This window comes from Pontibacter ruber (assembly GCF_023630205.1).
Lineage (GTDB): Bacteria > Bacteroidota > Bacteroidia > Cytophagales > Hymenobacteraceae > Pontibacter > Pontibacter ruber.
Genome location: NZ_JALPRR010000001.1, coordinates 1017887 through 1040146 on the forward strand (window position 1 = coordinate 1017887; position 22260 = coordinate 1040146).

20 protein-coding genes are annotated in these 22260 nt (G+C 49.3%); 13 read left to right on the top strand and 7 right to left on the bottom strand.

The annotated features are described in order from the left end of the window. Nucleotides 1-57: 57 nt before the first annotated feature. Nucleotides 58-1050 carry a zinc dependent phospholipase C family protein gene (locus tag MJ611_RS04530; RefSeq protein WP_250428321.1) on the top strand — a complete coding sequence of 331 codons (993 nt, stop codon included), beginning with the start codon at nucleotides 58-60 and terminating at the stop codon, nucleotides 1048-1050. 43 nt (nucleotides 1051-1093) lie between these two features. On the opposite strand, the gene MJ611_RS04535 is transcribed toward MJ611_RS04530, so the two are convergent. Then, nucleotides 1094-2089, bottom strand: coding sequence for a GNAT family N-acetyltransferase (locus tag MJ611_RS04535; RefSeq protein ID WP_250428322.1), 996 nt, complete (start codon nucleotides 2087-2089; stop codon nucleotides 1094-1096). 13 nt (nucleotides 2090-2102) lie between these two features. Then, nucleotides 2103-3020: an ion channel gene (locus MJ611_RS04540; RefSeq protein ID WP_250428323.1), complete on the bottom strand. Its 918-nt coding sequence runs from the start codon at nucleotides 3018-3020 to the stop codon at nucleotides 2103-2105. Nucleotides 3021-3167: 147 nt separating this feature from the next. Between MJ611_RS04540 and MJ611_RS04545 the strand changes: the two genes are divergently transcribed. Both MJ611_RS04545 and MJ611_RS04550 read left to right on the top strand, forming a co-directional pair. Further along, a complete protein-coding gene (locus tag MJ611_RS04545) occupies nucleotides 3168-4760 on the top strand; it encodes a serine hydrolase (protein WP_250428324.1) in 1593 nt (530 codons plus the stop codon). A gap of 955 nt (nucleotides 4761-5715) precedes the next feature. Then, a complete protein-coding gene (locus tag MJ611_RS04550) occupies nucleotides 5716-6294 on the top strand; it encodes a YceI family protein (protein ID WP_250428325.1) in 579 nt (192 codons plus the stop codon). A gap of 108 nt (nucleotides 6295-6402) precedes the next feature. Here MJ611_RS04550 and ettA read toward each other — a convergent pair whose 3' ends face one another. After that, complete coding sequence (gene ettA / locus MJ611_RS04555) at nucleotides 6403-8073, bottom strand: energy-dependent translational throttle protein EttA (protein WP_250428326.1); 1671 nt, start codon at nucleotides 8071-8073, stop codon at nucleotides 6403-6405. Between the two features lie 374 nt (nucleotides 8074-8447). On the opposite strand from ettA, the gene MJ611_RS04560 reads away from it, so the two are divergent. The 3 genes from MJ611_RS04560 (at nucleotide 8448) to MJ611_RS04570 (ending at nucleotide 11079) form a co-directional block, all read left to right on the top strand. After that, nucleotides 8448-9761, top strand: a complete 1314-nt coding sequence (locus MJ611_RS04560) for a DUF349 domain-containing protein (protein WP_250428327.1) — start codon at nucleotides 8448-8450, stop codon at nucleotides 9759-9761. Nucleotides 9762-10039: 278 nt separating this feature from the next. Then, nucleotides 10040-10261: a DUF2795 domain-containing protein gene (locus MJ611_RS04565; RefSeq protein ID WP_007652164.1), complete on the top strand. Its 222-nt coding sequence runs from the start codon at nucleotides 10040-10042 to the stop codon at nucleotides 10259-10261. A gap of 95 nt (nucleotides 10262-10356) precedes the next feature. After that, the gene (locus tag MJ611_RS04570; RefSeq protein WP_250428328.1) at nucleotides 10357-11079 is read left to right on the top strand and encodes an ABC transporter ATP-binding protein; all 723 of its coding nucleotides are present in this window, start codon (nucleotides 10357-10359) and stop codon (nucleotides 11077-11079) included. On the opposite strand, the gene MJ611_RS04575 is transcribed toward MJ611_RS04570, so the two are convergent. From MJ611_RS04575 to queA, 3 genes are all read right to left on the bottom strand, one after another. After that, the gene (locus MJ611_RS04575) at nucleotides 11074-11754 is read right to left on the bottom strand and encodes a 2-C-methyl-D-erythritol 4-phosphate cytidylyltransferase (protein WP_250428329.1); all 681 of its coding nucleotides are present in this window, start codon (nucleotides 11752-11754) and stop codon (nucleotides 11074-11076) included. The two genes, MJ611_RS04570 and MJ611_RS04575, sit on opposite strands and share 6 nt — an antisense overlap. Before the next feature lie 49 nt (nucleotides 11755-11803). Beyond that, nucleotides 11804-12433: a CatB-related O-acetyltransferase gene (locus tag MJ611_RS04580; protein WP_250428330.1), complete on the bottom strand. Its 630-nt coding sequence runs from the start codon at nucleotides 12431-12433 to the stop codon at nucleotides 11804-11806. 93 nt (nucleotides 12434-12526) lie between these two features. Beyond that, a complete protein-coding gene (gene queA, locus MJ611_RS04585; protein WP_250428331.1) occupies nucleotides 12527-13573 on the bottom strand; it encodes a tRNA preQ1(34) S-adenosylmethionine ribosyltransferase-isomerase QueA in 1047 nt (348 codons plus the stop codon). Nucleotides 13574-13721: 148 nt separating this feature from the next. On the opposite strand from queA, the gene MJ611_RS04590 reads away from it, so the two are divergent. From MJ611_RS04590 to MJ611_RS04620, 7 genes are all read left to right on the top strand, one after another. After that, complete coding sequence (locus MJ611_RS04590; RefSeq protein ID WP_250428332.1) at nucleotides 13722-14969, top strand: ABC transporter permease; 1248 nt, start codon at nucleotides 13722-13724, stop codon at nucleotides 14967-14969. Nucleotides 14970-15243: 274 nt separating this feature from the next. After that, nucleotides 15244-15966, top strand: a complete 723-nt coding sequence (locus MJ611_RS04595; RefSeq protein ID WP_377496561.1) for an LOG family protein — start codon at nucleotides 15244-15246, stop codon at nucleotides 15964-15966. A gap of 122 nt (nucleotides 15967-16088) precedes the next feature. Further along, a complete protein-coding gene (locus MJ611_RS04600) occupies nucleotides 16089-16553 on the top strand; it encodes a hypothetical protein (RefSeq protein ID WP_250428334.1) in 465 nt (154 codons plus the stop codon). Between the two features lie 285 nt (nucleotides 16554-16838). Further along, on the top strand, nucleotides 16839-19562 hold the full coding sequence (locus tag MJ611_RS04605; RefSeq protein ID WP_250428335.1) for a T9SS type B sorting domain-containing protein: 2724 nt from the start codon (nucleotides 16839-16841) through the stop codon (nucleotides 19560-19562). Nucleotides 19563-19600: 38 nt separating this feature from the next. Continuing rightward, nucleotides 19601-19993 (top strand): DUF202 domain-containing protein, encoded by a 393-nt coding sequence (locus tag MJ611_RS04610; RefSeq protein WP_250428336.1) that lies wholly within the window; start codon nucleotides 19601-19603, stop codon nucleotides 19991-19993. Between the two features lie 131 nt (nucleotides 19994-20124). Next, nucleotides 20125-20514, top strand: a complete 390-nt coding sequence (locus MJ611_RS04615; RefSeq protein ID WP_250428337.1) for a YidH family protein — start codon at nucleotides 20125-20127, stop codon at nucleotides 20512-20514. A 112-nt stretch (nucleotides 20515-20626) separates the two neighbouring features. Then, a complete protein-coding gene (locus MJ611_RS04620) occupies nucleotides 20627-21010 on the top strand; it encodes a YidH family protein (protein ID WP_250428338.1) in 384 nt (127 codons plus the stop codon). On the opposite strand, the gene MJ611_RS04625 is transcribed toward MJ611_RS04620, so the two are convergent. Next, a complete protein-coding gene (locus MJ611_RS04625; protein ID WP_250428339.1) occupies nucleotides 21007-22194 on the bottom strand; it encodes a hypothetical protein in 1188 nt (395 codons plus the stop codon). The genes MJ611_RS04620 and MJ611_RS04625 overlap by 4 nt on opposite strands. Nucleotides 22195-22260: the final 66 nt, after the last annotated feature.

Genomic DNA, 22260 nt, shown 5'->3' on the forward strand with positions numbered 1-22260 from the left:
TGCCGCCTGACAGCTGTCAGGGCTTTACCAAAACAGGCTGTCTTCGTATGAGGCATTATGGCTACAAAACTGAAAGCTATACTTCTGCTGCTCACACTCCTGCTGCCTCTGCAAGGCTATAGCTGGGGCTTTTTTGCGCACCAGCGCATCAACCGGCTAGCCGTATTCTCGCTGCCTCCCGAGATGGTGGGCTTCTACAAAAAGCACATCCGCTACATCACCGAAAATGCCGTGAACCCCGACAAGCGCCGCTATGCTGTAAAAGGCGAAGCTCCCCGCCATTACATCGACCTCGACATGTACGGCGACAGTGCTCTGCACAAGCTGCCCCGCTTCTGGCAGCAGGCCGTCGAAAAGTATACCGAAGATACCCTGATGGCCTATGGCATTGTACCTTGGCACATCAACCTGATGAAGTACCAGCTCACGCAGGCTTTTAAGGAGCGCAACTTGGACCGCATCCTGCGCCTCTCTGCCGACATGGGACATTATGTAGCCGATGCCTGCGTGCCGCTGCATACCACGCATAACTACAACGGCCAGTTAACAGGGCAGCATGGCATTCACGGTTTCTGGGAGTCGCGGCTACCGGAGCTGCTCTCCGACAATTACGACTTTTTTGTGGGTCAGGCAGCCTACATCGAGCAGCCACAGCTAAAGGCCTGGGACCTGGTAGCAAGCGCACACCTGGCCCTGGACTCGGTGCTGCGTTTTGAGCGGGAACTGACACAAGCCTATGCCGAAGAAAAGAAGTATGGCTTTGAGGTGCGCAACAACCTGACCACCAAAGTATACTCCAGGGAGTTTTCAGAGGCGTACCACGACCGGCTTAACGGGCAGGTGGAGCGGCAAATGCGCCTGGCAGTACAGACCGTAGCAGGCTACTGGTACACGGCCTGGGTAGATGCCGGGCAACCTGACCTGCAAGCACTGGCCAGGGAGATATCCAAAGAAGAGCAGGAGCGCCTGAAGATGGAAGAGAAAGAGTATGAGAAAGGTGCCCACCCGCTGCGAGAAGAGGGGGAAAGCAGATCGCCTGCAGGAAGATAAGTACTGGAGTTACTTATGTCCGGCAATTACGAAAGTATACTTGCTACTCTGGCAGACCTCTGAGTCTCCGGATCAACCGCATGCGTGCATTTTTAAACAACTTCACTGCCTTTGGCAACCTGTTATACTTTACTACCGGAATAGGTGCCGGCACGGAGCCAAAGCTTTGGTAAAAATGGAAGATATCCGGCTCGTCGGTGTCGGGGCTCTCGAAATCCAGCACATACGCTTGCCCGGCATACTCCCGGATGATATGGTCCAGGATCAGCGTGCGGCCGTTGAGCTTGCGGCCATACTTTGCCGAGGCATTGAAGATGTACACGATACGGCCTCCCCAAAGTATAAACAAGCAGCCGGCATTCTTTCGCCCACTTTCGTCTTCTGTATAGAGCAGCCTGGCCACTCCCCGCTGGCGCAGCGCCTGGTAGAGTTGCCGCAGCAGCTCGTATGCCGATTCATCTACTCCGCCATAGATCCGCTCCTGCGTTTCCGCTTTAAAAAAAGAAATTAATGGCTCGATATCCTCACTCTCTGCAATTGTTAGCTGTGCCCGTTGCGCGCGCTTCAGGTTCATTTTGCGGTCGCGGGTGTAGCGCTGGTAAAGGGTCTCGTAGCCTGTGGCAAGGTTCAGGTATAAGGTTTGCGATTGGCTTACCCCTACCCCGGGCAGTGCCATACTTTCAGGAAGTATATTGGCGGTATTGAACTGCATCGAGATAACGTACCGGAAACGATGGTATACTTCGCGCAGCATTTGCTGGTAAACGTTATCGTCTATACTTGCTTTTAAAGCATAAACACCGAGTTGCTGGCAATAGAGCGGCTGTTGCACAAACCGGATGCCGTAGCGGCTGCGACACGGCACGGGCAATACGGTTTTATACCTGCCCTGTGCGTCCAGTTCCACCACAGCCTCCCAACCCGGCGACACCACATCCAGGTACCACGACAGGGCATATACCTGCCGTTGCGGCGACTGCTCTATCAGCTGGTCCCACTGTGTCTTGTCAAGCTCCGGATGTTGCAGGTATTTTATCAACGTATAAACAGTATCAGGTAGCAGGTATAACAGGCTCGGTGCTGTGCAGGCGATGCAGGTTCAGGATGGTTTCACCCTGTTCGTTTACCTCGTATGCCATCTGGAAGCGCACACCCCATTCGATCTCATGAAAGCGGTAGGAAAACCGGGAGTGGATCTGTTGTCCGAAGGTATCGTCGTACCCGCTGATCAGGATCAGGATCTCCCCTTCTTTTTGCACAAATTCTTCCTGCGTAACCTGGTGCAGCGGGCTGCTCTCTTCTATGGGGTGCACGATGGTCCAGTTCAGCGGAAAAAACTGAACCGAAGAGCGCTCCAGCTTCAGCTCAAAGTACCGGCGATTAAACGTCTCAGGCTCATGCAGCATCAACAGTACCTTTGCCTTCATTTCCATCAGCACATTGCTGCGCATGTTGGCAACCCGGAACTGCAGGCTCATGCCCTCGCCGTAGGGCGTAATGATTGCGGTATTGCTGTACAGGATGCGGGCTCTCGGCTGCGAAAAACGCCTGTAGATCAATCCCGTCATGATGGCAAATCCGATCCAGCCCAGCATCGACTCCAGTGTTGCGAGCAGGTTTGTAACATGCCCCTGCGGGGCCAGTACTCCATAACCTACCGTTGTAAACGTCTGCACACTAAAGAAAAAAGCATTCAGAAAAGGCGACAACTCCGGATCAGTGCGGTGCAGGTTCTCGATGCCGCTCCACAGGTATAGCAAGGCAAACACTACGTTCAGGAGGAGGTAAAGCACGATAAGCGTGAGCATCAGCTTCCAGGTTTTCATGCCGGCCAGAAACTGGAAAGTGTCGTGTATGCTGAAGTGCCCGCCACGTTTGGTGATGTTAAACGTACCGTCTTTGTTTATCAGCCTTTTGGTTCTGCCAGTATATTTTTCTCCTAATCCCGGATCTACTGTTTGCTCTCGCATAAGCGGTGTGGTTATAGGTAAAGCAAGGTACAAAACTCTGCTATACTTTTACGGTGCTGTTTGCCCCGCTCCAGTAAATAGGCATTGGAGTTATTCCCTCTCATCATAAAAATATCTATATTGCTGCTCTACAAAACACTAAACTTCATGATGCATTCTCATATCCTTCGCTCGTTTCGTGCGTTGGCTTTGCTGGTGCTTGCCGTTCTGGTGCAGCAGCAGGCCTGGGCGCAGCAAGCTAAAACCAACGTTGACTTAGCCCGCCTCGACGCCTACTACGAAAAGGCACTAAAAGCCTGGGATGTACCCGGTATGGCCATTGCCATTGTAAAAAACGATTCCGTGATCTTTGCAAAAGGCTACGGCGTGCTCAACAACAAAACCGGAGGAAAGGTAGACGCCAACACCGTTTTTGGTATTGCCTCTAACACAAAAGCCTATACTGCCGCCGCCCTGGGCATACTGGTAGACGAGGGCAAGATCAAGTGGAGCGACCCGGTAAAGAAATACCTGCCTTACCTGCAGCTTTACAACCCCTACGTTACCGAAAACCTGACCATCGAAGACCTGCTCTGCCACAGAGTTGGGTTCAAAACCTACAGCGGCGACCTGCTCTGGTACAACACCAGGTACAGCCGCCGCGAAGTGCTGGAGCGGGCACGCCACCTGAAACCGGAATATGGCTTCCGAGATGGATACGGCTACTCGAACCTGATGTTTATTGCTGCCGGCGAGGTGGTAGAAGCCGTATCCGGCAAAACCTGGGAAGCCTTTATCAAAGAGCGGTTCTTTACGCCGCTGGGCATGTCGCGCTCTTATACTTCTGTAAACGAGCTGGCCGGCCAGAGCAACATTGCGTCGCCGCACGGCAACGATGAGAACGGCAAACCTTACGCTACTGCTCTTAACCCCTGGGATAACTGGAACCCGGCTGCCGGTATTTTTACCAGTGTAAACCAGCATGCTCAATGGATGCGCCTGCAACTGAACCGCGGTAGCTATAAAGGCAAGCGCCTTTTCAGCGAGGATGCCAGCCGCCAGATGTGGACCGCCCACAACGCGCTGCCCGTGTCAAAGCAGGCCGAGACAAACATACCCTCTACACACTTCTCTGCGGCAGGCTTAGGCTGGATGTTGAACGATTATGAAGGCCGCAAGGTAGTATCGCATGGCGGTGGCCACGAAGGCATGAACAGCCGCACCGTGCTGGTGCCGGAAGAAAAACTGGGCGTGGTGATACTGACCAACAGCATGAGCAGCATCATGACGCCGCTGGCTAATTATACCCTAGACCAGTTCATGCAGGTGCAGCAAGGCCGCGACTGGAGCCAGTTCTACCTCGACAACATGGCCAAGGCCAAAAAAGCAAAAGAAGAAGCACAGGCCAAAGCCCCGAAAGAGAAAGTACGCAAAACCAAGCCAACCATGGACCTGCAGGCCTATGCCGGCACCTACAACAGCCCGCTTTACGGCGAAGCCACCATTACGGTAAAAGACGGAAAACTGGTGTTACAAATGGGTCCTGCGCCGCTGCTGGGCGGCACGCTCAAGCACTGGCAGCACGACATTTTCGATCTGGAGTGGAAGAATAAGTATGCTTTGCTCACACCAACCAAAGTACGCTTCCTCGTAGGCGAAGACGGTAAAATTGCAGAGATGCGCCTTGATGCCAACAACCCGGACTTCCACTTCGATGAACTGGAATTCAGTAAAGTAAACACAACTACCGCGTCGCTCTAGGAGCATGCCAGCTATACTTTATAAAAAAGCCCGCTGTTGAACAACAGCGGGCTTTTTTGCCTTTAGCGCGGGTAGAGTTTAGTTTAAGAAACTATTGCGGCTACGGTAACTGCGATCGCAAAATAACCGGCGATGAGCCAATAAGCAATAACCTCATCATTGTGGTAAAGTTTTTTCATAACTAACAACCTTTAACGTAAAACAACTACTTTAACCCTCTGGCTGTCTTGATGTTAGAATTTACGAACACCACAATAATAGGTTGATAGCAAACTAAATAGTACAATTTACAAGCCCCTGCGACTTGTTCTGCCGACTGCTTTCTTTTTAAAGTATAAAGCGCCTGCCTGTAACAGCTTTTACAATCACATAAGGCAGGTCATTTACAGGCAGGCATGAAAAAATTACACATAAAAAAAGGGCTGCTCCCCTCCCGGAGACAGCCCTTTATATAAATGACGAAGTGCTATACGAGGAAACTGCTGATCACACTTCCAGTTACGAAATAGGCTACAACAACTACGTAAGCAAATTTGTCATTTAGAGTAAAATTTTTCATGATTTTTTTTGGCTTTAGGGTTTTTAGGTTGAACAATAGTTTAGGTTTAATTTGCACTAGTATAACAGGTGAATTATACTTTAGTATTAGCTAATACGCGACAAATAAATATTAGTTATACTTGATATACAAGTATTTATATACATATTTAATAAAATATATAAAAGTTATAACTTTAACCTGTTGGCGTTAAAAGAAAAAATACAACCGTTTATCACCCAGCAACTTACTTTGACTATTATTAATAAAAAGAGTGCAAATTCTTACGATTGAAAAAATTTTTTATAAAATCTTACGCAAATACATAGTCATCAGCGCTTAGCAGGAAAAAAACAGCAAATCATACTTTTTATAGCTTCAGAAGAACGACCTCAGCTATGTGGAGTATACAGTAGTATGAGGCCGCAACTTATCTGGACTGTTCTTTGGACCATCAGCTCTTTACTGTTTGTTCCAACGCTGGCTGGAGCACAGCATCAGGCCGTTTTGAGCAGCAATCAGGCGCAGAGTACCATTACCTATGTTCTAAAGCATCCTTTCCACACCGTAAGAGGAGTAAGCCGGCAAATAACAAGTGAGGTCAACTTCGACAATGACCGAAGAGTCATCACTTCTGTACAGGTTACCGCTCCTGTTAAATCCTTCGACAGCGGTAATAAAACACGAGACAAGGATATGCTGAAGGTAACAGAAGCCGCCACATACCCTGAAGTGAAATTTACCAGTGCCAGGATAACAGGCAATAGCGCGCATATTACTGTTTCCGGGCAATTAAGCTTTCACGGTGTTGTGCAGGAGGTTACCTTTAGGGCGACGCAACAGTCCAAAAACAATAACATGATCGTAGAGGGCTCCTTCCCAATCAGTTTGGAAGCATACAAAGTAAAGCGGCCTTCTATCTTCAGGATGGCAGTAGAGGATGAGGTCATCATACATTTCCATATGGTTTATTCTCTCGCACAAAAAGAAAGCTAACATCAGCAGAATCAAACAGTAACAAAAAGGCCGCTGCAGTAACTGCAGCGGCCTTTGCTATACTTCAGAGCCAGAAATCAATACATCATTTCTGACGCATCTTTTATACTAAACCAGCTTCTTGTAACGGATACGCTTCGGCTCTATGTCGCCCATGCGCTTCTTTTTGTTCTCTTCGTAATCGGTGTAGTTACCCTCGAACCAGTATACCTGCGAGTCGCCTTCAAAAGCCAGGATGTGCGTACAGATACGGTCCAGGAACCAACGGTCGTGCGAAATGATCACGGCACAACCGGCAAAGTTCTCCAGCGCATCTTCCAGCGCCCGGATCGCGTTCACGTCCAGGTCGTTAGTAGGCTCATCGAGTAAAAGCAGGTTACCGCCTTCTTTCAGTGTCATGGCCAGGTGCACGCGGTTGCGCTCACCACCCGACAGCTTGTCTACTTTCTTCTCCTGGTCACCACCCGAGAAGTTGAACTTGCTTACATAAGCACGGGAGTTAACCTGGCGGCCGGCCATCATCATGTGCTCGGTACCACCGGAGATCACTTCAAAAACCGACTTGTTCGGGTCCAGGTTTGCGTGCTCCTGGTCTACATACGAGATCTGTACTGTAGAACCAACCGTGAAATCACCGGCATCGGGCTTCTCCTGGCCTGTGATGAGCTTGAACAAGGTCGTTTTACCGGCACCGTTCGGACCGATGATACCCACAATGCCACCCTGCGGCAATGCAAAGTTCAGGTCTTCGAACAGCAGCTTGTCGCCAAAGGCTTTGCTTACATGGTGCGCCTCCACTACCTGAGCACCTAGGCGCGGACCATCCGGAATGAAAAGCTCCAGTTTTTCTTCTTTCTGCTTCGCATCTTCGCCGGCAAGTTTATCATACTGGCTGATACGCGCCTTGGATTTGGCATGGCGAGCTTTAGGAGCCATTCGTACCCACTCCAACTCACGCTGCAGCGTTTTCTGGCGCTTGCTCTCGGTTTTCTCTTCTTTAGCCAGGCGATTGGCTTTCTGCTCCAGCCAGCTGCTGTAGTTTCCTTTCCACGGAATACCTTCGCCGCGGTCCAGCTCCAGAATCCAGCCTGCCACGTTGTCGAGGAAGTAACGGTCGTGGGTAACGGCAATAACGGTACCTTTATACTGTTGCAGGTGCTGTTCCAGCCAATCCACCGACTCAGCATCCAGGTGGTTGGTAGGCTCGTCCAGCAAGAGCACATCCGGCTCCTGAAGCAAAAGACGGCAAAGGGCCACGCGGCGCTTCTCTCCACCCGATAGGTTTCCGATAAGGGCATCTTCCGGCGGTGTGCGCAGCGCATCCATGGCGCGCTCCAGGCGGTTGTCCAGCTCCCAGGCATTATGGTGATCCAGTTTTTCCTGCACGGTACCCTGGCGCTCGATAAGCTTGTTCATCTCATCGTCCGTCATTTCCTCGCCGAACTTCATGTTGATCTCGTCAAACTCTTTTAACAGGGCCACCACTTCAGCCACGCCTTCTTCCACCACCTCACGCACCGTTTTGGTTGGGTCCAGCTGCGGCTCCTGCTCCAGGTATCCCACAGAGTATCCCGGCGACCAAACTACTTCGCCCTGGATCTGCTTGTCAACGCCTGCAATGATCTTCAGCAAGCTAGACTTACCGGAACCGTTAAGGCCAAGCACGCCAATTTTCGCGCCGTAGAAAAACGACAGGTAAATATTTTTAAGCACTTGTTTCTGAGGCGGGTAAATCTTGCTTACCCCGGCCATTGAAAAAATAATGGTTTCGTTGCTCATAGTATATTAATCAGTTATTCGCTTGCACTTCCCTGAGTAAGGTTGCCTAAACAGGCCTGCTGCCTGCGGTCGCGTTTACATTTTAGCCCTTTTATCTGGCTCACAATTACAAATATCGCAAAAATTCATGCATTTACGCTTCTCAAAATTGATTGGAATCATTAAACTTGTAAAAAAACAGTATGGGAGAAGTATGTCCTGACTTGCCTGAGCACCTTGTATGCTGATGTGAATGCCACTACCTACTACCTGCGCCAATTACAGGTTCAGATGTGAGAGTTGGCAAACGCAGCTGATTATCTTGCGTATGCTATGGTTAGTCTGAATGTTTGGCGCCTTTTTTCCTTTGTTCCGAAGTAAAACCCGACCCTTAAATGGAAAACAACAATCTATTGGAAGAAGCCAAGAAATATGGCTTTATTCAGGACCAGCAGGTGTGGCTGAAAGAGTTTATGACCTACCCGGCACGGCAGGTAGGAGAGGTGAAAGAATCTGAAGATGACTCGCTGCTATACTTTGCCAAGCGTTTCGAAATGTTCCGCGAGAAGGTAAACAACCTCCTGGAGCGTATCGCAACCTCAGAAAACAAAGGCTCCTTTCTGATGAAGGTGCTCCACATGAAAGAGCAGGTAGGCAACTACGATGCCCTCGGCAACTTTGAAGAAATCTTCTATACGCTGAGCACGGCTGAAGAAAACATCAACGAAACCATAAAGCAGAACCGGGAGAAGAACCTCTCGATCAAAATAGGCCTGATACAGGAGGCGGAGACGCTGGAGGAAAGCATCGAGTGGAAGGAAACTTCTGACAAGATGAAAGAGCTGCGCGCCACCTGGATCAAGACAGGCCCGGTTGAAAAGGAACTGACAGAGGAGATCGAAGAGCGCTTTAAAGCAGCCCTTGAAAGATTCTTCGAACGTAAGAAAGCCTTCTTCGCCGATAAGAAGCAAATGACAAACCGCTTCTACGACAAGTATAAAGACCTGATCGCACAGTCGGTAGCACTGCAGAACTCTGAAGACTGGGAAGGCACCACCGCCAAACTAAAACAGCTGCAGAACCAGTGGAAAGAAGTAGGCGGCAACCTGCCACGCAAGGTTACCAACCAGCTCTGGACCGATTTCCGCAAGGCCCACAACCACTTCTTCGACCGACTGAAGGTGAAGATCACCAACGAGAAAACAGAATCGAAGGAAAAGTACTACGAAGTAAACCTGGCCAAGAAGCAGGAACTGGTAGACGAAGCCTCGCAGCTACTGGACCGCCACAATCTGGGCGATGCGGTAAAACGCGCCAAGGAATTACAGGCTGAGTGGAAGAAAGTAGGCCCGGTGCGCCCGGATGTTTCGGACGCTGTGTGGGAGCGCTTTATTAAAGCCTGCGATAAAGTGTTTGAAATGAGCAGCTTGGAGCATTACATCCGTAAGCGCCAGCAGGCCAGCACAGACAAGCCAAGCGACACCGACGGCATACATGCCCGTATCAATGCCCTAAAGGAATTTATCAAGTCTGATAAGCAGGAGTTGGAAGTACTGGAATCTAACCTGGGCAAGCTGAGCGATGCGCCTGGCAATGAAACGTTCCGTAGCATGCTGCAGGGTAAGATCCGCAACTTTAACAGAAAGATCAATACCAAACAGGAGCTGATTGAGATCTTTAAAGAACAGCTTACTACAATTAGTAAATAAAAATATTTAGAAAATAATATATAAATATGAGACGCGCCTGTTGCTTATGCAGCGGGCGCGTTTTATATTTACCCGAACCACCTGCAGCCTTTGTTATGGCAGGTTACAACCCCGCTAAAATAATTGGCAACTTGGTGAACATTTGTTGATTATTTGCGTTGTGTTGTTAAAAACAGACAAAAAAGCAATTTATTATTCCAAAAAATTTTTGTTCGTTTTTTTATTCATACTTTTGCAAACTATTTTTTTTAAGCCAATAAGTTAAGGAGAAACATACTATGTATTGGACACTCGAATTAGCCTCATATCTGGAAGACGCACCCTGGCCAGCTACAAAAGACGAGCTGATTGATTACTCTATCCGTTCAGGAGCACCTATGGAGGTAGTAGAAAACCTGCAGGCACTGGAGGATGACGGACAGCCTTACGAAAACATCGAAGAGATCTGGCCGGATTATCCTACGAAAGAAGACTTCATGTTCAACGAAGACGAGTACTAATATCAATTATGAATTTAGAATTATGAATTATGAATGGCCTGAAAAGGCGTTCTTAATTCATAACTCATAATTTATAATTCATAATTAAGCAAAGCTTGATCGTTGAAGTAGATAAACTGGTTGCGGGTTATGAACAGCGTGTTCTGATTCGCAACCTTTCTTTTTGTATACCAGCCCCCGGTTTTATAGCCATTATCGGGCATAACGGTGCCGGCAAAACCACCCTTTTCAAAGCTTTTCAACAGCAGGTGCCCTACCAGGGCGCTATACGGGTGTTACAGCAGGACCTTCACTCCATCCCCAACCCGGCCGCACAGGGCATACTTTCTTACCTCCCGCAAAAGAACATTGTTTCTTTCCCCATTAAAGTACACGACCTGGTGGTAATGGGGCTGTTCCGCAAAAAACGCTTCTTCGAAAATTACGGGGCGCAGGACTACGAACAGGCCGCCACCATCATGAAGCAGCTTCACCTCGCTCACCTGCTTGACCAGGATTTTACAACGCTATCGGGGGGTGAGCAGCAGATGGTATGGCTGGCGCAGCTCATGCTGCAGGACGCAGGTATCTGCTTACTCGACGAGCCTACCCAGCAACTGGATGTATACTACAAAAAGCAGGTATTTAGCTTGTTGCAGGACTGGGTGCTGCAGCAAGGCAAAACAGTGCTCTGCATAACACACGACCTCCATAACCTGCTGCCAATGCAAGGCTACATCCTTAACCTTTCTAAACCAAGCCCGGTGCTAGAGCGCATCACACCGGAAACAGTACAGCAGAACCAGGACTTTCTGGAAGCCGGCCGACCACGTTTATAGTTCTTCTCTAGCAAAAGCTTCGGCAAGTATAAGGTCTTCGGGCGTGGTGATTTTGATGTTACGATAACTGCCTTCTACCAGCATGATGGTCTCCCCTATACTTTCCACGACCGAGGCATCGTCGGTAAAATGCTCCTGCTCCGGCTGCTCGTATGCTTTGCGAAGTATACCTGCCTGAAACACCTGTGGCGTTTGCACCAGTTTATACTTTGTGCGTGGCACTGCCCGGCTTCCCTCTGCGGTAAGCTCCCGGATAGAGTCTTTCGGCGACACGGCTACCACAGCGCTGCCATACGTAGCCGCGGCCTCGAAGGCAGCTTTTATAGTTGTTAAATCCACAAACGGGCGCACGCCGTCGTGTACGGCAACCAGTCCATCGCCTGTCACCGCGTCAAGACCGTTCTTAACAGAGCCAAAGCGGGTAGCACCTCCCGGCACCGTCATGTGGAAAATGCTGAATTTATACTTCTGGCACAGCTCCCGCCATACATCCAGCTGCTCCTTCGGCAGCACAACGATCAATCTAATCTCCGGGTTATACTTGTAGAACCGCTCGATGGTGTGCATCAGCACGGGTTTGCCTGCCACTTCGATAAACTGCTTCGGGATGTCGCGCTGCATACGGCTGCCCGAGCCGCCAGCTACTATAATTGCATATTCCGGGAGTTGTGCCATGGGGCAAAGGTAGAAAGTTAAAAAGTTAGAAAGTTAGAAAGTGACAAGATCACTTACAGTTCCCCAAGGCTTCTACATCGGTGGAATGGATCAGGTGCAGGTTGCGGGTGATTTTATCCACCTCCCAGTTCCACCAGGCTATACTTAGCAGCTGCTGAATTTCGGCTTCCGGGAAGCGCATTTTTACCACCGTAGCCGGGTTGCCCGCTACAACAGCATAGTCCGGCACATCTTTGGTCACAACAGCTTTTGTAGCTACTATGGCTCCGTTGCCTATTCGCACGCCGGGAATGATCACCGCTTCTGTGCCGATCCATACATCATTTTCTACCACGGTGTCGCCTTTCATCGGGTAAGCAACCGTTTCAGCAATACGCTCCCAGCCATGCCCGAATATCTGAAACGGATAACCTGAAACTGGCTTTGTTTCATGATTGCCCCCGTTCATGATGAACTTCACGCCTGAGGCAATGGCACAAAACTTCCCGATCAGCAGCTTGTCGCCTATAAAATCGAAGTGGTAGAGTACATTCTTTTCGAAGTTGTAAGGGTCCTCCAGATCGTCGTAGTAAGTATAATCTCCCACGATGATATTAGGATTCCGGATAATGTTCTTCAGGAACACCAGCTTCCGGTGGTGCGGCAGCGGGAAAACGGTGCTAGGATCTGGTCCGGTCATAGTTTTGAGGAATTACAATGGAAACGGGAAAACAATATAAAAAGAAAAGCCCCGGCTAAGGTGCCGGGGCTTTATACTTTCAATGATGTATACTTACAGAATCAGCATTACGTCGCCGTAGCTGAAGAAACGGTATTTTTCTTTCACAGCTTCCTCGTACGCTTTCATTACCAGTTCATAACCACCAAAGGCGGCCGTCATCATCAGCAGCGTAGATTCCGGCATGTGGAAGTTGGTGATCAGGCTGTTGGCAATTTTAAAATCATACGGAGGGAAGATGAAACGGTCTGTCCAGCCTTCGTTTGGCTTCAGGCGGTTGTTAGCCGACACCGACGACTCCAGCGCACGCATGGTAGTGGTACCTACCGCACACACACGCTTCTTGTTGTCCAGGGCCTTGTTAACCAGCTCTGTTGTATCAACCGGTACCATAAAGTTCTCAGAGTCCATCTTGTGCTTGGTCAGGTCTTCCACATCCACAGGGCGGAAAGTACCCAAACCTACGTGCAGCGTGATCGGCGCCACGTCTACTCCTTTGATCTCCAGGCGCTTGAGCACCTCTTTGGTAAAGTGCAGGCCGGCTGTTGGCGCAGCAACGGCTCCAATATTCTTGGCATACACCGTCTGATAACGCTCACGGTCTTCCGGCTCAGCTTCGCGCTTGATGTACTTCGGAAGCGGCGTTTCGCCCAGGTCATTGATTGTTTTATAGAACTCCTCGTCCGGCCCATCGAACAGGAACTTGATGGTACGGCCACGGGAAGTTGTGTTATCGATAACTTCTGCTACCAAGTCACTTTCGCCAAAGTATAGCTTGTTACCCACACGGATCTTACGGGCAGGGTCTACCAGCACATCCCACAGGTGAATGTCTTTGTTAAGCTCGCGCAGCAGGAAAACCTCGATCTTGGCGCCGGTTTTTTCCTTGTTGCCATACAGGCGGGCCGGGAACACCTTGGTGTCGTTCACTACCATCACATCGCCGTCATCAAAATACTCCAGGATGTCTTTGAAGATGCGGTGCTCGATCTTACCGGTGCTGCGGTGGAGCACCATCATGCGTGCTTCGTCGCGGTTTTCAGCGGGGTGAGTTGCCAGTAATTCTGGTGGAAGTTCAAATCTAAACTCTGATAGTTTCATACTTTCTAATATTACGGTATTAAATAGTGCCTGAGAAGAATACCCTGCAGAGGTCTACTAAATTCCAAAAAATCAAGCTGCAAATTTACTTAGTTTTGCCCGAAATATGTTTACTTTTAAGAAAATTACTTCGCACCTGCCCTAAACTATGATTTATATACGCCTGATAGCCGAAAGCTTTCGATTTGCATGGCAGGCCCTTCGGGCCAACCTGCTGCGCACGATCCTTTCGTTGCTGGGCGTTACCATCGGCATTTTTGCTATCATTTCGGTATTTACGCTTGTAGACTCGCTCGAGCGTAACGTACGCGAAAGCATGAGCTTCATCGGCGACAAAGTACTATACGTACAGAAATGGCCCTGGAGCTTTGGTGGCAGCTACCCGTGGTGGAAGTATTTTCAGCGCCCGGAGCCTACCGTACGGGAGTTCAGGCTGCTGGACCGTAACCTGAACAACGATGCCGGCGTGGCTATTTTCGCGAGCAAAGGCAACGTTACCTATAAGTTCCGGAACAACAGCTTCTCGAACGGCAACCTGATGGGCGTGAGCTACGAGTATAACAAGGTTAGCGAGATTCCGATCGAGGATGGCCGTTACTTTGTGCCGCAGGAAGTAGAAGCAGCCCGCAACGTAATGGTGGTCGGCAAAGAAATTGCAGAAACGCTGTTTCCTTTTAGTGGTGCTGTGGGGCAGGAGCTGAAAGTGGCAGGACAGCGGTTTAAGATCATTGGTGTGATCGAGCGGCAGGGGGAGAACATGTTTGGCATGCCTAACTTCGACCAGATGGGAGTCATACCGTACGGCTCCTTCAGCAAGATGTACGATACTGGCCCCAACGGGATTGGCTCTACGCTTGCCGTAAAGGGGCGCGACGATGACCCGGGCTTGCAGGAGCTGGAATATGAAACGCGGGGTATGATGCGCAACATACGTGGTCTGCGCCCCCGCGACGAAGACAGTTTTGCAATCAACCGTCCCGAAATGGCTACGCAGGCAGTGACAGGCTTTTTCCAGGTGGTAGGCCTGGCGGGCTGGGTAATTGGTGGCTTTGCCATATTAGTAGGTGGCTTCGGCATTGCCAACATCATGTTTGTATCGGTAAAAGAGCGCACCAACATCATCGGCATACAGAAATCGCTGGGGGCTAAAAACTATTTTATCCTGTTCCAGTTTCTGTTTGAATCTGTGTTTTTAAGTATAATTGGGGGCGGCATTGGCATACTCTTGGTGTTTCTGCTCACGCTCATTCCGCAGGAGATGATGAAGATTTCACTGTCGGTAGGCAACATAATTTTAGGGCTTGGCGTATCCGCCGTGATAGGAATGCTCTCCGGTATTATCCCGGCCGTACTGGCCTCCAACTTAGACCCTGTGGTTGCTATCCGCTCCAAATAAAAATAAAATATACTTGATACTCCCCTGCCCGGCTCCCAATCCTGGGCAGAAATTTAAATTTATGTGATGACGTGCGCCTGTAGGAAAAAAGGCGCAACAGGAGTACGCTCCTGAAGAAGATGAAGAAAAGATTATGACAAAGCTTAGAAAAACAAGCAAAACAAAGCTGCACGACGAGGCACTGAACACTGGCAGCGGACAAACCATTCTGCAGCCTGATGTAAACGATAACAAGGCTAAATCCATTACCGACCTGCGCGAAGCAGGCGAAGTGATGGCACCGCCTGCCTCCGAAGAAGATATTCGCATTCGTCAGGCCTTTGTAGACAAAGACTGGAACGAGATCAAGATAGCCGACTCTTGGCAGATTTTCAAAGTGATGGCGGAGTTTGTGGATGGTTTTGAGAAACTGGCCAAGATTGGGCCATGCGTATCCGTATTCGGCTCTGCCCGTACCAAGCCAACCCACAAGTACTACCTGATGGCCGAAGAAATTTCTGCCAAGCTCGTGCGCCATGGCTATGGTGTGATTACGGGCGGCGGCCCCGGCATTATGGAGGCCGGTAACAAAGGCGCGCATTCAGAAGGAGGCAAGTCCGTAGGTCTGAACATCCAGCTGCCGTTCGAACAATTCAACAACATTTACATCGACTCGGACAAGCTCATCAACTTCGACTATTTCTTTGTGCGCAAAGTGATGTTCGTGAAGTATGCACAGGGTTTTGTGGTGTTGCCGGGCGGCTTTGGTACGCTGGACGAACTGTTTGAAGCGATCACGCTGATCCAGACGAAAAAGATCGGTGCGTTCCCTATCGTGCTGGTAGGCCGTTCGTATTGGGAAGGCCTGTTTAGGTGGGTGGAAGACGTGATGCTGAACGAAGAAAACAACATCAGCCCGGAAGACCTGAACCTGGTACACATCGTAGACGATGCCACCGAAGCCGTAAAGATCATCGACGACTTCTACAGCAAATACCTGCTTTCTCCAAACTTTTAACCGAAGAAAGCTTCGTTTTACACAACCGCCCGTGGCTCTGGCCCGGGCGGTTTTTTATTGATATTGATCTTAAAGAACCCTCTTCGGTTCTGATTTTATGTTACTTCTTTAGTGACTAAAACATGAAAGCTACAAAACTTATACTTCTATCCTTCCTGCTTTTTCTTGGATTGACTGCCAATGCCCAAGAAGAAGCCAGGCAAAACATTTATTTTCGATTAGACAGTGCTGCTGTTCGCTATAGCAAGTCTGTTGCTACCCATACATCTCCTTACTCTAAAAATAAATTTACTCTCAACACCATTACAGTAAAATGCAACTGCCATATTGCTGGCTATCTTTCTTTATCAGGGCACACGAATGTAGATGTAGGAAACACATCTGAACCGGCTAAAGTTATTTCAGACGCTGCTTACAAAACGCTAGAATTTATCAGCTTTGAGGATCTGGTCAAACTATTGAAGAAGTATGATTTGGAGTTCAACGACCTATACAACCTCTACCTTGTAGAGCCCTGTCAGAAAGCAAAGGGAAAGTATACGGTCTATAACGTCAGGTTCATGAACACCTTCATAGACGCGCAATAGAGCTTTTGAGCTTAGCTGCCTATATCTGAATAAAAGAAAATGTATTGATTAATGTCGAATTACCAGGTGGTTTGAAAAGACTGTCTTCTTGTACTTACAGGTAATATACTTTGCAAAGCGGCCCCTTACAGAACCTTTTTGTGGCTATACTTTAAGTCTGATGCTCCTCTCCCTAACGACCGACAGTATATTCCTCTTACTAAATATTTAAGCATAACTATACTTGTAACATCCTATAAAAGCTATATTTACAGCAGTTTGGACAACTGTAGCTTTTAAAATAATATGGCCAACAGGGGCACGTTTGCCACGCTCTGCAAAGCAGCAGCTTTTATACTTTATACTTTGCTTTTCAGCAGCTTGCCGTTGCAGTTGCTGGCGCAGAAGCACGCTAATACCTGGTACTTCGGGAATGCCGGCCTAGATTTTAACCACGGCACTCCGCTGGTGGCCCTTACCAACAGTGCCATGGATGCTTTTGAAGGCACCGCCACCATGTCTGACGAAAACGGAGAGCTGCTCTTTTACTCAGACGGCGCCTCCATCTGGAACAAAAAACATCAGCTGATGGCCAACGGAACAGAGCTGATGGGCCACCCCAGCTCTTCTCAGGCCTGCATTATTGTGCCTCACCCCGGAACAAAACACCTCTACTACATTTTCACCACCGACAGCAACGGCCGTCCGAACGGGTTGCGCTACAGCACTATAGATCTTACAAAACAAGGCGGCTTAGGCGAGGTAACCGAAAAGAACAAAGCACTTTATACTCCTACCTCTGAGAAACTGACCGCCGTGCGCCATGCCAACGGAAAGGACATTTGGGTGCTGACACATGAGTATGGCACCAATGCCTTTATGGCCCATCTGGTCACTTCTACTGGCGTAAATGCAACTCCTATTATTAGCAAGGTTGGCTCCGTACACGCCAAAGAGCCAAATGGTATAAATGCCATCGGGTGCATGAAAGTCTCTCCGGACGGTAAAAAATTAGCGATATCACTTGGCATCAGCGGCTGGAACTCTGATAAAATCGAGCTGTTCGACTTTAACAGCACGACAGGTGTGGTAAGCAATCCGCTTATACTTAACACCGGCCCCAGTCCTTATGGCATCGAGTTCTCTCCTGACAATTCCAAACTTTATGTATCGATAGATGCAGGCAGGCAACTGGTGCAGTTTGATGTGACAGCCGGTGCTGCTGCCATGCAAAACACCCGCACCACCATAGGCGCCATTAAGCCGACAGGTTCTACGCGCTATGTAGGAAGCACCCTGCAGCTAGGCCCTGATGGAAAACTATACATAGCCAAACCTGATAGCCGGTACCTGGCCGTGGTAGAGGCTCCTAACGAGAAAGGGATCGCCTGCAAGTTGGTAGATGATGCTGTTTACCTGGGCGGCAGGACCAGCCAGGTGGGCTTGCCCAGCTTTATTCAAAGCTTTTTCAACTACTCCTACAACGTAAAGTATACCATCAACTGCTTTGGCTCGGAAAGTCTCTTTTCCTTTGACGCTCCTCCTACCGAGCAACCCACTTTGATGCAATGGGACTTCGGCGACCCGGCCTCCGGAGCGGCTAATACGGCCAACACCTTAAGCGCTAAACATAGCTTCAGCGCTCCCGGCGAGTATACCGTTACCTTTACCCGCCACATCAACAACAAGCAGGAAACTTATAGCATTACCATCGTTATCACGGCACCTCCTGTAGTCGAACTAGGGCCGGAACGTAAAGTATGCCCGGGAACGCCGGTTACCCTGGATGCCACCCTGCAAGGTGCCACATACCGCTGGAGCAACGGCAGCACTTCGGCAAGTATAACTACCACCACACCCGGCACTTATTGGGTAGAGGTTACCCTGGGCCCCTGCACCACCCGCGACGAAGTTAAAGTAACGCACCTGCCATTGCCTGTCGTTAACCTGGGCGCGGACCGGGAACTCTGCGAAGGGGAAAAACTGGTATTGAATGCCTTTAACCAGGGAGCGACTTACCGTTGGCAGGATGGCTCCACCTCCCCTACCTTTACCGTTAGCGGCCCCGACACATATCGTGTGGAGGTGACGAGCAAAGATGGCTGCACCGTTTCCGATGAGATCAACATCAGGTATAACCCGTTGCCTACCATTAACCTGGGGCCGGACCAAAGTATATGCGCCAACACTACCACTACCCTTAATGCCACCCAACCCGGCGTAACCTACAAATGGCAAAACGGCTCCACAGCCCCTACATTTACCGTAACTGCCGCCGGCAAGTATTGGGTAACCCTTACCAACAATAAAGGCTGCAGCGCCACCGATACCATCCGTATACATCACCTGCCTATACCTGTGGTTAACCTGGGCCGCGATACTACCCTTTGCACCGGCCAGGAACTATCCCTGAATGCCGCTTTCCCGAACGCTACGTACCGCTGGCAGGACGGCTCTACATCGCCAACTTTCCTGGTAAAAGAGGCCGGTAAGTATTGGGTAGAAGTTACCAATGAGCTGGGCTGCACCGTGCGCGACGAGATCTGGGTGCCTTACCTTACCAGGCCAACTATTGAGTTGGGTAATGATACCCTCCTTTGCTATGGCGATACCTTGGTGATCGGAAAGGAACTGCCCGGTGGCATCCGCTACGAGTGGCAGGACGGCAGCACCAGCGCCACCTATGCTGTTACAAAGCCCGGCATCTATAAGCTGCGGGCCTTCAATCAGCATTGTGAGGCCACCGACGAGATCCGAATCCGGTTCAGAGACTGCATTGGCGGCCTGTATATACCCAACATCATTACCCCCAATGGCGACGGCAAAAACGACGTGTTCTTTATACATGGCCTGGTAGAAGACGACTGGGAACTGAGCCTTTTCGACCGGTGGGGCAAGCAAGTGTACCGTACCGCCAACTATAAAAACGATTGGGCACCTAAAGACCACGCTGCCACCATGTACTATTATAGGCTGCACCATAGCAGAACAGGCCGCTCCTACAAAGGCTGGCTGGAGGTGGTGCAGTAACTGCTATCCCCTTCGTGGTTCCATACGTATAATCAGGTATGAACTTACGGGGTATACTGCACAGGAAAGCAAAAAAAGAGATCAAAAAAGAGCTGAAGGTACAGGAAAAGCAGAACGTAGAGATACGGGATAGCCTGGCCATGGAACGCACCAAACTTGCTAACGAGCGCACCTTCCTGGCCTACAGCCGCACCGCCATGGCGCTTGTGCTTGCCGGCCTATCTTTTATCAAATTTTTTGAAGATGTGTTCTATCAGGGATTAGGTGCGATGTTTATACCCATTGGCCTGGTAGTTGGTTTTATCGGCTACCGCAAGTATACCAAAAAGGGAGAGAAGATCGAAAGCCATACCAGTGCTTATACCCCTACCAGCACGGCACACGCTGAAATTGCTGCCCAGGAAAAGAAGGACCCTACCGCCAACCCATGATTTCTGTTTGCCTGTAGTCGGCCGGTTGCAACAAATCTTGTGTTAACAGCAAGCTGAAAGTATGTTCTTAAAGCAACGTATACCTGCACCCTTACTCCTGGCGGACGTATAGCTTTGTAGAGGGAGGCCTTATGCTCAATCCGGACAAAGAAAAGATAAAGAAGCTTAAAAAAAAGCTTAAAATACAGGAGAAAAAGAATGCGGAAGTACGGGACCAGCTTGCCGCACAGCGCACTATTTTTGCCAATGAGCGTACCCTGATGGCCTACCTGCGCACAGCCATGACTATTGCTATCGGAGGCTTTGCCGCGCTTAAATTCTCAAACGATATGTATCTTAAAATTATCGGAATCACGCTGATACCTATTGGGGTGATATTGGTAATCTACAGCTTTGTCAGGTACAGGCAAAAGCAGAAACTCATCGAAGGCCATCATCAGGAATACTGCCCCACCAGCCACGAACACGAACGCGCTCATGCCAAAGAAGAAGGGCACAAAAGCGATGGTCTGGCCTCCTGAATAGGAAATAAATCTTTTACCTCACTCCCCTGTACCTGACACTGTTCCGGCAAGTTGACCTTTGCCTTTACTATTCACTTACCTGTTCGTATATTTTAGCAAAAACAGAACTATGCTGGACCCCGAGCAGGAAGAGATAAAAAAACTCAAGAAGAAACTGAAGCAGCAGGAAAAAAAGAACACAGAGATTCGTGATCTGATGGCCATGCAGCGCACGATCTTCGCCAACGAGCGCACCCTGATGGCTTACCTGCGCACAGCAATCGCCATTATAGGAGGTGGCTTTGCCGCCATTAAGCTTTCCCAGCATATATACATGGAGATGATCGGGCTTATACTTATGCCGGCAGGCGTTCTTCTTGCTATTTACAGCTTCTACAGATACCTGCTAAAGCAAAAGCTTATTAAAGAACAACGGGAGAAATATACCAATACCAGCCACAAACACGCTGAACTGCACGAAAAGCAGGCCTCTGGTTACGACAACATCGACTAATATTTTTTACTTTCAGAACGGGGCAGTAATTTTTCCAACACGGCATGAAAGCCTGTTGCTCCCAACAAGAACAGAAAAGGTAGCAGAGGCAAAATGAAACGATTATCCCAATCTACTGCGCTTACTACTACCATAGCAGACAACTGCAAGGCCAAAGCCAGTATAAACCCTAACACAGGTACCGGTACCCTCTTCTGCACTATGGCTACAAGGCCCAAGAAATAAACCGGATACATCAGAAAGGCAACGGCCAGGTTATGTTTCAAAGAATAGTAAGGCCGTAGCTGCGCCCAATAATAAAGCAACCTTAAGGAGGACTTCTTCAGAAAATACCCCGGCTCCTGCAACACAAAATCAACAGCCTGCTCCAGGGGCGAACCTTTTAACTGGATGGTGCTTTCGTTGTCTACCCACAAAGGCCCATACCCCTGTATGATACCGCCTGACATCAGGTAATTGGTGAAAGCGAAATCACTGGAAATATCTTTTAAAAAAAGCTGCGACACCAACACCATTGCTCCAACAGCCAGTACAAACACCAGGGTTGTGGCTTTCCATAAACTATACTGTCGCTTTCTGCACCAGGCAATCCCGAAATACACCAACATAGCCAGAACAACCATAAAGCCGTTGGGCCTCAGCAACAGCACTACCAGCAAAAGTGGCAGTAACTGCAGGTAGTGTTTCTGCTTCGATGCAGATATTACTCTCCAGAAAACTATTATGGTAACACTTACAAAGAGCGACTCGGTATGGATATAAAGATTCCAGAACTGAAAATCGGGCCAGGCAACCAGCATAAAAGTAGTGAGCGCAGCTACCAACCTGCTATGCGACAGATGGTAAGCCGCTTTACACATAGCGATCGCAGCTAACCCCGATACTGCTATCTGCAACAGGACAATCCACTTCAGCGAGCCCAGCCAGATAGAGAGTGAAAGCAGGCCGGTATACACGATGTAGCTGATCTTGAGAGAAGCAAAGTCACCTGCCGCCAGCAGATTAGCCTGTTTTATGTAACGAAGGCTGTCAAATGCTACCGTTACACCGTGTATAGACCAAAGCACGCACTGCATGAGGAGCCAGAGCACGGCCAGCCCTCCGTACAGCAGATAGGTAAAAACAGGGCGTTGATGTATTTCCAGAGATCGCATGTACAAAATTACTGGATTTATGGGTTTCATAGCTTTCCTGTTTCCCGATGGCAGTTGACAACCCTAAACAAAGTTGTTTAGGGTAAACCAATTCCC